11 protein-coding genes are annotated in these 12,163 nt (G+C 71.0%); 4 read left to right on the top strand and 7 right to left on the bottom strand.

Features of this window, described 5'->3' with window-relative positions:
- The first annotated feature begins 125 nt into the window (after positions 1–125).
- The 4 genes from ACIF83_RS43355 (at position 126) to ACIF83_RS43340 (ending at position 3,062) form a co-directional block, all read left to right on the top strand.
- A complete protein-coding gene (locus tag ACIF83_RS43355; RefSeq protein ID WP_393477601.1) occupies positions 126–698 on the top strand; it encodes a TetR/AcrR family transcriptional regulator in 573 nt (190 codons plus the stop codon).
- A gap of 77 nt (positions 699–775) precedes the next feature.
- Complete coding sequence (locus tag ACIF83_RS43350; RefSeq protein ID WP_393477604.1) at positions 776–1,456, top strand: ABC transporter permease; 681 nt, start codon at positions 776–778, stop codon at positions 1,454–1,456.
- On the top strand, positions 1,453–2,124 hold the full coding sequence (locus ACIF83_RS43345; protein ID WP_399735866.1) for an ABC transporter permease: 672 nt from the start codon (positions 1,453–1,455) through the stop codon (positions 2,122–2,124). The genes ACIF83_RS43350 and ACIF83_RS43345 overlap by 4 nt, the downstream gene beginning before the upstream one ends.
- Positions 2,121–3,062, top strand: a complete 942-nt coding sequence (locus ACIF83_RS43340) for an ABC transporter substrate-binding protein (protein ID WP_399735863.1) — start codon at positions 2,121–2,123, stop codon at positions 3,060–3,062. Before ACIF83_RS43345 ends, ACIF83_RS43340 begins: the two co-directional genes overlap by 4 nt.
- A gap of 9 nt (positions 3,063–3,071) precedes the next feature.
- Here ACIF83_RS43340 and ACIF83_RS43335 read toward each other — a convergent pair whose 3' ends face one another.
- The 7 genes from ACIF83_RS43335 to rhaI form a co-directional block, all read right to left on the bottom strand.
- Positions 3,072–4,226: a betaine/proline/choline family ABC transporter ATP-binding protein gene (locus tag ACIF83_RS43335; RefSeq protein ID WP_399735860.1), complete on the bottom strand. Its 1,155-nt coding sequence runs from the start codon at positions 4,224–4,226 to the stop codon at positions 3,072–3,074.
- Positions 4,227–4,346: 120 nt separating this feature from the next.
- Complete coding sequence (locus ACIF83_RS43330; RefSeq protein WP_399735857.1) at positions 4,347–4,976, bottom strand: lactate utilization protein C; 630 nt, start codon at positions 4,974–4,976, stop codon at positions 4,347–4,349.
- Positions 4,973–6,466, bottom strand: coding sequence for a LutB/LldF family L-lactate oxidation iron-sulfur protein (locus tag ACIF83_RS43325; protein ID WP_399735854.1), 1,494 nt, complete (start codon positions 6,464–6,466; stop codon positions 4,973–4,975). Before ACIF83_RS43325 ends, ACIF83_RS43330 begins: the two co-directional genes overlap by 4 nt.
- Complete coding sequence (locus ACIF83_RS43320; protein WP_399735852.1) at positions 6,463–7,218, bottom strand: (Fe-S)-binding protein; 756 nt, start codon at positions 7,216–7,218, stop codon at positions 6,463–6,465. Before ACIF83_RS43320 ends, ACIF83_RS43325 begins: the two co-directional genes overlap by 4 nt.
- A gap of 72 nt (positions 7,219–7,290) precedes the next feature.
- Positions 7,291–8,754, bottom strand: coding sequence for a rhamnulokinase family protein (locus ACIF83_RS43315; protein WP_399735849.1), 1,464 nt, complete (start codon positions 8,752–8,754; stop codon positions 7,291–7,293).
- Complete coding sequence (locus ACIF83_RS43310) at positions 8,751–10,790, bottom strand: bifunctional aldolase/short-chain dehydrogenase (RefSeq protein WP_399735846.1); 2,040 nt, start codon at positions 10,788–10,790, stop codon at positions 8,751–8,753. The genes ACIF83_RS43315 and ACIF83_RS43310 overlap by 4 nt, the downstream gene beginning before the upstream one ends.
- A 175-nt stretch (positions 10,791–10,965) precedes the next feature.
- Positions 10,966–12,126: an L-rhamnose isomerase gene (rhaI, locus tag ACIF83_RS43305; RefSeq protein WP_393477621.1), complete on the bottom strand. Its 1,161-nt coding sequence runs from the start codon at positions 12,124–12,126 to the stop codon at positions 10,966–10,968.
- Positions 12,127–12,163: the final 37 nt, after the last annotated feature.

Raw genomic sequence — 12,163 nt, 5'->3', positions numbered from 1 at the left:
GTCCGGTCTACGTCAGGGCACTATCTAAGCGCTTGTTCACCTTTCTTGTCACGGAATTCCCCGTGCGTCCAGCGGTCTGTATACCGATCGGTTTCCGTTCGTCCCGTACGCGGTAACCTCGCCGTATGGCCACCACGGACAAGGCGTCCCCCCGAGACCGGCTGCTCGACGCGGCCGACCAGCTCTTCTACCGCGACGGCGTCTCCATCGGAGTCGAGGCACTGTGCCGTACGGCGGGCGTCTCGAAGCGGTCGATGTACCAGCTCTTCGAGAGCAAGGACGAGATGCTGGCCGCGAGCCTGGAGCGACGTCTGCCCCGGTACCAGGCCCGCTTGACGCCCGCCGACCCGGTGGCCGGGACACCGCGCGAGCGCATCCTGTACGTCTTCGAACAGGTCGAGAAGGTCTCCACGGAAGCCGACTACTGCGGCTGCCCCTACCTTGCCGTACTGGTCGAGCTGAAGGACCCGGAGCACCCGGCGAGCCAGGTCGCCCGCGCGGCCAAGGAACGCCTCGTGGAAGCCTTCCGCGCGCAGGCGGAGGAAGGCGGAGCCCGTGACCCCGAGCTGCTCGCCCGCCAGCTGATGCTGATCTTCGACGGCGCCAGCGCCCGCGCCGGAGCCCGCGTGGAACGCCTGGACGACGGACTCGCCACCGCGACGGTGACCGCGCTCATGGACGCGGCCGGAATGCGGTAGCCCACACCGGACGACCCGCACCCCGTACGGGCCACCACAACGCGCCGCCCCGCTCGCCCGCCCGGTGCAATGGATGCGTGACCGCGCCCCCGGACGACTGCCTCGCGCGCAACGAGTGGATCTGCGGCGCCTATCTGAGCACCCGCCGCCAGATCCTCCTCGACGCGGTCGTCCAGCACCTCCAGCTGACGTCGGTGTCGGTCCTCATCGGGCTCGCCGTCGCCCTGCCGCTCGCGGTACTGGCCCGCCGCTGGGCCTTGGCGGCCGGTCCGGTCCTCGGCGTGACGACGATCCTCTACACCATCCCGTCCCTGGCGATGTTCTCCCTGCTCCTGCCCCTCTACGGCCTCTCGGCCACCCTGGTCGTCGCGGGACTGGTGCTCTACTCGCTCACCCTGCTGGTGCGGAACATCCTGGCCGGGCTGCGTGCGGTCCCCGAGGAGACCCGGCAGGCGGCGCGCGGCCTCGGCTACGGTCCGATCCGGCTGCTGCTCACCGTCGAGCTGCCCCTGGCCCTGCCCGCCGCGATGGCCGGGCTGCGCATCGCGACCGTCTCGGCGGTCTCCCTGGTCACGGTCGGCGCGATCGTCGGCTTCGGCGGCCTCGGAAACCTGATCTACTCGGGCATGAACACCTACTTCAAGGCCCAGGTGCTCACCGCGTCCGTGCTGTGTGTACTGATCGCCGTCGCCGCCGACCTCCTGCTGCTCGGCGTGCAGTGGCTGATCACTCCCTGGGCGAGGGCGGCCCGCGGATGAACACCCTCGGCGCCGCCTGGGACTGGCTGGCCGACCCCGCCCACTGGTCCGGCGACGACGGCGTCTGGCACCGGCTGCTCCAGCACCTGCTGCTCACCGTCGTCTGTCTGGTCATCAGCTGCCTGATCGCGCTGCCCGTCGCGCTGGTCCTCGGCCACCTGGGCAAGGGCGGCGCGCTCGCCGTCAACATCTCCAACGTCGGCCGGGCCGTCCCCACCTTCGCGGTACTGGTCCTGCTTCTGCTGACCCCGGTGGGGAGGTGGGGCGAGGGCCCGACCGTGGTCGCGCTGGTGCTGTTCGCCGTGCCGCCCCTGCTCACCAACGCCTACGTCGGCATGCGCGAGGTCGACCGGAGCGTCGTTCAGGCGGCGCGGGGCATGGGGATGACCGGGCGGCAGATGCTGTTTCACGTGGAACTGCCCCTTTCGCTCCCGATGGTCCTCAACGGGGTGCGGATCGCCGCCGTCCAGCTCGTCGCCACCGCCACCATCGCCGCGCTCGCGGGCGGCGGCGGACTCGGCCGGATCATCACGGCGGGCTTCAACCTGGCCAGCACACCCATGGTGGTCGCCGGGGCCCTCCTCGTCGCCGTGTTCGCACTGATCGTCGAGGCCGTCTTCGAGGTCGTCGAACGCCTGGCACCGGCCTGGGCCAGAGGCGGCCGATGAGAGGCCGCACCGCGGTCACGGCGGCCGGGCTCCTCGCCCTGACCGCCTGCTCCACCGGCCCCTCCCTGGAGAACCGCAGTGCGGTCACCGCATCGCCCGGCGACAGCCACCGTCTGACCATCGGCTCGGCCGGCTTCACCGAGAGCGACCTGCTCGCCCAGCTGTACGCACAGCTGCTGAACCAGGCCGGCTACAGGACCTCGATCATCACGGTCGCCAACCGGGAGCTGTACGAACCGGCCCTGGAGTCCGGCCAGATCGACGTCGTGCCCGAGTACGCGGCCACCCTCGCCGACTGGCTGAACGCCAAGACCCACGCCGCCGACGCGAAGCCCGTCGGCTCACCCGACCTCGGCGCCACGATGAAGGCCCTGCACAACCTCGCCGCACCCCGTGGTCTCACCGTCCTGCCACCCGGTCGCGCGGTGGACCAGAACGCCTTCGCGGTGTCCGCCGACTACGCCCGGCGGCACCACCTCAAGACCCTCAGCGACCTCGGCGCCTCGAAGCTGGAGGTGCGGCTCGCCGCCGGTGACGAGTGCGTGCAACGGCCTTACTGCGAACCGGGGCTGAAGAAGGTCTACGGCATCGACATCACCGGGATCGACCCCAAGGGCGTCGGCACCACCCAGGCCAAGCGGGCCGTGCAGGACGGCCGCGACCAGATGGTGCTGACCACCACGACCGACGCCACCCTCGACCAGTTCGGCCTGGTCCTGCTCGCCGACGACAGGCACCTGCAGAACGCCGACTACGTCGTCCCGGTCGTCAACCGCGCCCGCGCGGGCGGTGCGGGCGTGGCGACGGCGCTGGGCAGGCTCAACGACGTCCTCACGACCGCGGACCTGGCGGACATGAACCGGCAGGTCGACAGCTGGCGCCGGCTTCCGGCCGACGTGGCCCGGAGCTACCTCAGGGACAAGGGCCTGCTGAAGTGACGGCCCGCCTCAGGCGTCCGAGACCGAGTCGAACGGCACCTGTCCCCGCGCGACACCGCGGGCGTCCGCATCCACCGAGCGGCGCAGCGCCTCGTGCAGCTTCGCCGGGGTCAGCACGCCCAGGAAGCGCTCCCCGTCCAGCACGGCGACCCACCCGGCGTCGTACTGGAGCATCACCCCGAACGCCTGCTTCAGCGGGGCACCCACCGGCACCCATGCCGTCATGCGGTGCGCGAGGTCCCCGACCGGGCCGCCCGCGGCCAGCTCGTCGATGCCGACCCAGCCGTGCAGAACGCCGTGCGCGTCGAGGACCACCGCCCACCGGGCACCCTCGGCGCGCAGCCGCTCCACGGCGCGCTCGGCCGGCTCGGCCGGCCTGGCAACTGGCGGCTGTTCGAGATCGTCCGGCTCGATCTCGGTGACCGACAACCGCTTCAGCCCCCGATCGGCGCCCACGAACCCGGCGACGTACGACGTGGCGGGTGAGCCGAGCACCGCACCCGGCGTGTCGAACTGCTCGATGCGCCCCTGGCCGTACACGGCGATACGGTCACCGAGCCGGACAGCCTCCTCGATGTCGTGCGTGACCAGCAGCACCGTCTTGCGCACCGCGGCCTGCATCCGCAGGAACTCGTCCTGCAACTGCTCCCGCACCACCGGGTCGACCGCGCCGAACGGTTCGTCCATCAGCAGCACCGGCGGATCGGCCGCGAGCGCCCGCGCCACGCCCACCCGCTGCCGCTGGCCGCCGGAGAGCTGCTCCGGATAGCGCGGCCCGTACGTCTTCGGGTCGAGGCCGACCAGATCGAGCAGCTCGGCGGCCCGGGCCCGCGCCTTCGCCCGCTTCCAGCCGAGCAGCGCCGGCACGGTCGCCGTGTTGTCCAGCACCGTGCGGTGCGGGAAGAGGCCCACCTGCTGGATGACATAGCCGATACGTCGGCGCAGCCGCACCGGATCCACCTGAGCGATGTCCTCTTCGTTCACGAAGATCCGGCCGGAGGTCGGCTCGATCAGCCGGTTCACCATCATCATGGTCGTCGTCTTGCCGCAGCCCGAGGGACCCACGAGGGTGACCAGTTCACCCTCGGACACCTCGAAGGAGAGGCCGTCCACGGCCGTCGTACCGTCCGGATACCGCTTGGTGACCTGCTCGAACCGGATCATTCCCTCACGCTAGCGGGACCGCTCGCTCGCTGCCCGGCGGCGGCATCACGCACATCCACTCCGACGGAAATTTCGACCACCGTCAAACTTTGACAACTGTCGTACTGAGGGGGCGGAGTGTCAGTCCAGCAGGACGACCTCCAGGGTGCGGGGGCCGTGCACGCCCTCGACCCGGTCCAGTTCGATGTCACTCGTGGCCGAAGGGCCGGAGATCCAGGTCAACGGGCGGGTGGGGGAGAGACGTTCGAGGGCCTGCGGGACCGAGGAGACCACCTGGCCGGGCACCCGCACCACACAGATGTGGTGGTCGGGGACGAGGCTGATCCGGCGCCGGCCCTGGTCCGGGCCGCCGTCCAGCACGATCGTGCCGGTCTCGGCGATCGCCACCGCACAGGCCGTGACCACGCTGTCAACGCGGTCCAGCTCGTGCGGCGTGCTGTCGGCCCGGTCGGCGACCCGCGTCACGCCCGCCTCCGCGAGCCAGCCCTCCGCCAGCCCCGGCGGCACCAGCACCGAGCCCGCCTTCCGGTCCGTGAGCAACCGGGCGATCAGGGTGGGGAGTTCGTCCTCCGTGCAGCGGTGCACGATCGCACGGTAGTCCGCCAGGTTCTCCGCCAGCAGCTCCACGGTCTGCTCGATACTCCGCTCGCCGTGCTCCCTGAGATAGGTGCGCGGGACGGCCTCGTCGTCCGGCGTCACGTCCGCCAGCGCGCGCCGCACGCGGCCCAGGATCCGCTCTCTGCTGCTCACTTCGCGCCCTTCTTTCCGCCGTCCGTGCGCTGCCACCAGTCCCGGAACGGCTCCGCGGGCACCGGCGGCAGGTCCCGGGAGCCGCTCCAGGCCTTGCCGGGGCCGGGGAGCGTTCGTGGGTGGAAGCGGCGTGTCCGCGACGCGAGCCGCTGCCCCGCCCGCAACGCCCCCGGATGCGCGAACGCCCAGCCGGCCGCCCGCATGGCCGCCCGCTCGGCCGCATGTCCCTTCGCGGGCTTCAGTACCACCCTGTTGCCCTCCCGGACCGCCGGACCGCCCTCCACGACCCGCTCCCGCAGATGCACCAGCACCTCGGGGATGTCGATGGCGACGGGGCAGACCTCGTAGCAGGCGCCGCACAACGACGACGCGTACGGCAGCGAGGCATCGATCTCGCTTGCCGTGCCCCGGAGCTGAGGGCTCAGGATCGCCCCGATCGGGCCCGGGTAGACCGAGCCGTACGCGTGCCCGCCCGCCCGCTCGTACACCGGGCACACGTTCAGGCAGGCCGAGCAGCGGATGCAGCGCAGCGCCTGGCGCCCGACCTGGTCGGCGAGGGCGTCGGTGCGGCCGTTGTCGAGCAGGACCAGGTGGAAGGTCTGCGGTCCGTCCCCTTCCCCGGCGTGGCCGTCCCTCGTGCCCGTCCACATGCTCGTGTACGGGTTCATGCGCTCGGCGGTGGAGGAGCGGGGGAGGGTCTGCAGGAAGACTTCCAGGTCGCGCCAGGTGGGCACGATCTTCTCGATGCCGACGACCGAGATCAGGGTCTCCGGGAGGGTGAGGCACATCCTGCCGTTGCCCTCGGACTCCACGACCACCAGCGTTCCGGTCTCCGCGACCATGAAGTTGGCGCCGGAGATGCCGACCTTGGCCCGCAGGAACTTCTCCCGCAGGTGCAGCCGGGCCGCCTCGGCGAGTTCGGCGGGAGTGTCGGTGAGACCCTCGGGGGCGGGGCGGCCCCACTCGCTCATCTCTTCGCGGAAGATGTCGCGGATCTCGCCCCGGTTGCGGTGGATGGCCGGGACCAGGATGTGCGAGGGCCGGTCCTTGCCCAACTGCACGATCAGCTCGGCGAGATCGGTCTCGTAGGCGCGGATGCCCTCCGCCTCCAGGGCCTCGTTGAGACCGATCTCCTGCGTGGCCATGGACTTGACCTTGACGACCTCCGACTCGCCGGTGGCCCGGACGAGTTCGACGACGATCCGGTTGGCCTCGTCGGCGTCCGCCGCCCAGTGGACCGTACCCCCGGCGGCTGTGACGGCCTCCTCCAACTGCACCAGATAGCGGTCCAGATGGCGCAGGGTGTGGTCCTTGACGGCCCGGCCCGCCTCCCTCAGCTCCGCCCAGTCGGACAACTCGGCGACCGCCTTGGTCCGTTTGGCGCGGATGGTGTGCGTGGCGTGGCGGAGATTGCCGCGCAGGGTCCGGTTGTTGAGGGCATCGTGCGCCGCCTTCGGAAAGGCCAGCATGCCGACGAACGTTCCGCTCATACCGCCGCTTCCTCCTCCGTGCTCGCCAGGATCTCCGCGATGTGCACCGGCCGCATGCCCACCTGGAGCCGGGTCATGGTCCCGCCGATGTGCATCAGACAGGAGTTGTCGGCCGCGCACAGCACCTCGGCGCCGGTCGACTCCGCGTTGCGGACCTTGTCGGCGCCCATCGCCGCCGAGATCTCGGAGTTCTTCAACGCGAAGGTTCCGCCGAACCCGCAGCACTCCTCGGCCCCCGGCAGCTCCACCAACTCCAGTCCCCCGACGGCCTGCAGGAGCCGCCGGGGCCGGTCGCGAAGCCCGAGAGCGCGCAGGCCGTGGCAGGTCGGATGGTAGGTGACCTTGTGCGGGTAGTAGGCGCCCACGTCCGTCACGCCCAGCACGTCCACCAGGAACTCCGTCAGCTCGTAGGTCCTGGGGACCACGGGCGCCAGCGTGCGGGCGAGGCTGTCGCCGCGCCCCTCGGCCCGCGCCCGCTCACCCATCCTCGGATACAGCTCCCGCACCATCGCCCCGCACGACCCGGACGGGGTCACGATGGCCTCGTACTCCCCGAAGACATCGGAGAAATGCCGGGCCAGGGGCTCCGCCTCATGCCGATAGCCGGTGTTGTAGTGCGCCTGCCCGCAACACGTCTGCGCCATCGGGAAGTCGACCTCGACACCCAGCCTGGTCAGCAGCTTCACCACCGCTCGGCCGGTGTCCGGATAGAGCGTGTCGTTGACACAGGTCAGGAACAGGGCGACACGCATCGCGGCTCCTCGGGGTCGGTCATCGGACGAGTGCAGGGTAATGGGCGGACACCGCCGGGGGCAGAGGGCGACTCACCGCGTGGCGAGCCGGGCCTGGGCCTCCCGCCAGCGCGCCGCGTCGCCCCGGGGCGCGTACCGGGTCAGCGGCTGGGTCCGGGTGAGCAGCCGGCGCATGCCGTCGAGGTCACCGACCAGCCCGTGGGTGCGGGCCTGTACGAGGACGTTGCCGAGGGCGGCCGCCTCCGTCGCACCCGCCACCACCGGCAACCCGCACGCGTCGGCCGTCAGCTGACACAGCAGCGCGTTACGCGTTCCGCCCCCGACGACGTACACGACGTCCACCGGACGGTCGGCCAGCCGCTGCGCGTCCTCGACGGCCCGCCGGTGCGCGAGGGCCAGCGAGTCGAGGATGCACCGCGTGATCTCGGCCCACGTACCGGGCACCGGCTGCCCCGAGGCCCGGCACGCCTCGGCGATCCGCTCCGGCATCCGCCCCGGAGCCAGAAACGCCTCGTCCCCCGCGTCGACGACCGACCGCAGCGTCGGCACCCCGGCGGCCTCGCGCAGCAACAGCCCCAGATCGGGACCGCCCCAGGCCCGTACGCACTCCTGGAGCAGCCACAGCCCCATGATGTTGCGCAGATAGCGGACCGTGCCGTCGAGCCCCAGTTCATTGGTGAAGTTCGCGGCCCGGCTCTCCTCGGTGAGCACCGGCGCGTCCAGTTCCAGGCCGGCCAGGGACCAGGTGCCGGTGCAGATGTAGGCGAAGCGCTCACCGGCGGCCGGTACCGCGGCCACCGCCGAAGCGGTGTCGTGCGACCCGACGGCCGTGACCGGCACCGGACCCGTGAGCCCCGTCTCCTCCAGCACCTCCGCCCGCAGCACGCCCGCCGGATCACCCGGCAGCCGCAGCGGCGCGAACAGCCCGAGGTCGATGCCCAGCCGCTCGGCGACGTCGTACGACCACGCGCGCGTCCGGGGATCGATCAGCTGGGTCGTGGAGGCGTTGGTCAGCTCGGTGCCCTGCTCGCCGGTCAGCCAGTACGTCAGCAGGTCCGGGATGAGCAACAGCCGTCTGGCGTGGTCGAACTGGGCGGTCGAGCGGGCCGCCATGAGCTGGTACAGCGTGTTGAAGGGGGCGTACTGCACCCCGGTCGCCGCGTACAGCTCGGCGGCCGGCACGCCGGCCCACACCTTCTCCGCGACGCCCTCGGTGCGGGCGTCGCGGTAGTGCACCGGGTTGCCCAGCAGGGCCCCGTCGGCGTCCAGCAGGCCGTGGTCCACGGCCCAGCTGTCGATGCCGACGGAGTCGAGTCGTCCACCGCAGTGGGCACCGGCCGCCCGCAGCCCGTCCAGTACACCGGCGTACAGCGCGAGGACGTCCCAGCGCAGCCCCTCCGGCACCCGCACCGGCCGGTTCGGGAACCGGTGCGCCTCGCTCAGCTCCAGCGCGTCGTACCCGACCCGCCCCACCATCACCCGCCCGCTGGACGCGCCCAGATCGACGGCGGCGTACGACTTCACGCCCGCGCTCATCGAAGGAACGCGGCCGCCACACCCGCGTCGACCGGGATGTGCAGCCCGGTGGTGTGCGTGAGGTCCCCGCCGGTGAGCGCGAACACCGCGTTGGCCACATGCTCCGGCAGCACCTCCCGCTTCAGGATGGTCCGCTGCGCGTAGAACTCGCCCAGCTTCTCCTCCGGCACCCCGTACACGGCGGCCCGCTGAGCACCCCAGCCGCCCGCGAAGATCCCGGACCCCCGCACGACACCGTCCGGGTTGACCCCGTTCACCCGGATCCCGTGGTCACCCAACTCGGCTGCCAGCAGCCGCACCTGGTGGGCCTGGTCGGCCTTGGTGGCGGAGTAGGCGATGTTGTTCGGGCCCGCGAAGACGGCGTTCTTCGAGGCGATGTAGACGATGTCCCCGCCCAGCCCCTGCGCGATCATCACGCGAGCCGCTTCCCGCGACACGAGGAAGGAGCCACGGGCCATGATGTCGTGCTGGAGGTCCCAGTCCCTGGCCGAAGTCTCCAGGAGGGGCTTGGAGATGGAGATGCCGGCGTTGTTCACCACGAGGTCGACGCCGCCGAAGGCGAGCTCGGCGGCCCGGAAGGCGCCGGCGATCTGTGCCTCGTCCGTCACGTCCACGGTGACGGCGACGGCCTGGTCGGGCCCACCCAGCTCTTCCGCCACGGCGGACGCGTTCTCGCCGTCGAGATCGGCGACGACCACGCACGCCCCCTCGGCCACGAGCCGGTGCGCGATCGCCCTCCCGATCCCGCTGCCCGCCCCGGTCACCAGGGCCACCCGGGTGGCCAGCGGCTTCGGTTCGGGCATCCGCTGGAGCTTGGCCTCCTCGAGCGCCCAGTACTCGATCCGGAACTTCTCCGACTCCTCGATCGGCGCGTACGTGGACACCGCCTCTGCCCCACGCATCACGTTGATCGCGTTGACGTAGAACTCACCGGCCACACGGGCGGTCTGCTTGTCCTTGCCGAACGAGAACATGCCCACGCCGGGGATCAGCACGATCGCCGGGTCGGCGCCGCGCATGGCGGGGGAGTCGGGCAGCGCGTGCCGCCGGTAGTAGGCGGCGTACTCCTCACGGTAGGAGGCGTGCAGCTCCTGCAGCCGGGCGACGGCCTCCTCCAGGGGCGCGGTCGGCGGCAGGTCCAGCACCAGCGGCCGTACCTTGGTGCGCAGGAAGTGGTCGGGGCACGAGGTGCCCAGGGCGGCGAGCCGGGGATGCTCGGCCCGCGCCACGAAGTCGAGAACGACCTCGGAGTCGTTGAAGTGCCCCACTTGCGGCTTGTCCTGGGACGCGATGGCCCGCACGTACGGCGCGAGGGCGGCGGCCCGCTCCCGCCGCTCGCTCCCGGGCAGCGCCTCGTACCCCTCGATCACCGCCCCCAACGGCTCCGCCTTCCCCCTCTCCTCCAGGAAGGCCTCGGCGGTGCGGATGATGTGCAGCGAGTTCCGCTCGCACTCCTCGGACGTCGATCCCCAGGCGGTGATCCCGTGCCCGCCGAGGACGCACCCGACGGCCTGCGGGTTGGCCTCCTTGATCGCCGCGATGTCGAGTCCCAGCTGGAACCCGGGCCGCCGCCACGGCACCCACACCACGCTGTCCCCGAAGCACTCGGCGGTCAGCTTCTCCCCGTCTGCGGCGCAGGCGAGCGCGATGCCGGAGTCCGGGTGCAGATGGTCGACGTGCGGGGCGTCCACGAGTCCGTGCATGGCGGTGTCGATGGAGGGAGCCGCCCCGCCCTTGCCGTGCAGGCAGTAGTCGAAGGCGGCGACCATCTCGTCCTCGCGCTCGACACCCGGGTAGACGTCGACGAGCGCCCGCAGCCGGTCCAGCCGCAACACGGCGAGCCCGGCCTCGGTGAGCGTGCCGAGGTCCCCACCGGACCCCTTCACCCACATCAGCTCGACGTCACCGCCGGTGACGGGGTCGGTGTCGGTGCCTTGGGCGGAGGCGTTGCCGCCGGCGTAGTTGGTATTGCGCGGATCGGCTCCAAGCCGATGGGAGCGGGCGAGCAGGGCGGCGGCTTCGGGGTGCGGTGCCATGAACTTCAGTCCTTGTCCGAAAGAGGGGGAGCGGATTTACCTGGGGGCGCGGGGTTGTATCGATCAGCGGCTCCGCCGCGACGGGGGTCCCCCGGTTCGAGCGAAGCCGAGAACTCGGGGGAGCGACCAGCCACGTACAGCCCGCACCCCACGACGAACAGAGCCCGGCAGACGCTCACGCGCCCCAACCGGCCTGCTGCCCGCCGACCCGCTCGGCGACGATCTTCCGATCCCACCCGGACCGGGCATACGCGGCCATCGGATCCGGATCGATCCCCATCTCTTCCCGCACCTCACGAAGCAACGGCCGGACATCCGTGTTGTATGCATCCATCAGCACCGCATTGGCGCCGAGCACATCACCGGAGACCTGCGCCGCAGCCAACGCCGACCGATCCACCGACAACGCCTTGGCCGTCGCTTCCTGCACGTTCATGACGGACCGGATGATCGCCGGAATCTTCGCCTCGATGTTGTGGCACTGATCGAGCATGAACGCCACCTGGGAGGTGAACCCACCTCCACGCACCACCTCGTACATGATCCGGAACAACTGGAACGGATCCGCGGCCCCCACCATCAGATCGTCGTCGGCGTAGAACCGAGAGTTGAAGTCGAACCCCCCGAGCTTCCCCTCCCGCAGCAGAGTCGCCACGATGAACTCGATGTTGGTCCCGGGCGCATGGTGCCCGGTGTCCACGACAACCTGCGCCTTCTCGCCGAGCTTCAGGCAGTGCGCGTACGCCGTCCCCCAGTCCGGCACATCCGTCGTGTAGAACGCCGGCTCGAAGAACTTGTACTCCAACAGCATCCGCTGCCCCTCCCCGAGCCGCGCGTACACCTCGGCCAGTCCCTCGGCCAGCCGGTCCTGCCGCGCCCGCACATCGTCCTGCCCGGGATAGTTCGTACCGTCCGCGAACCACAGCTTCAGATCGGCGGAGCCCGTCGCGTCCATGATGTCGACGCACTCCAGCAGATGATCGACGGCCTTGCGCCGGATCGCCGCATCCGGATGACAGATGCTGCCCAGCCTGTAGTCGTCGTCCTGGAACGTGTTGGAGTTGATCGCCCCCAACCTCACGCCGCGCTCCTCGGCGTACTTCGCGAGCGCCGCGTAGTCGTCCACCTTGTCCCAGGGGATGTGCAGGGCGACCGTCGGCGCAACACCGGTGAACGCGTGCACCTGCGCCGCGTCCTCCACCTTCTCCTGCGGAGTGCGTGGAACGCCTCGCTGGGCGAACACCTTGAACCGCGTCCCCGAGTTCGCGTACGCCCACGACGGTGTCTCGACGGCCTGGGTCTTGAGCGCGGCCTTCACCGCGGCGAGGTCGGTCACTTGAGGGCTCCTGTGGGGTCCGGTCGAACGACGGATC

The organism is Streptomyces sp. NPDC085866, assembly GCF_044541035.1.
GTDB lineage: Bacteria > Actinomycetota > Actinomycetes > Streptomycetales > Streptomycetaceae > Streptomyces.
Note: the sequence above shows the minus strand (reverse complement) of the source record. Positions and strands in the feature narration are given on the sequence as shown.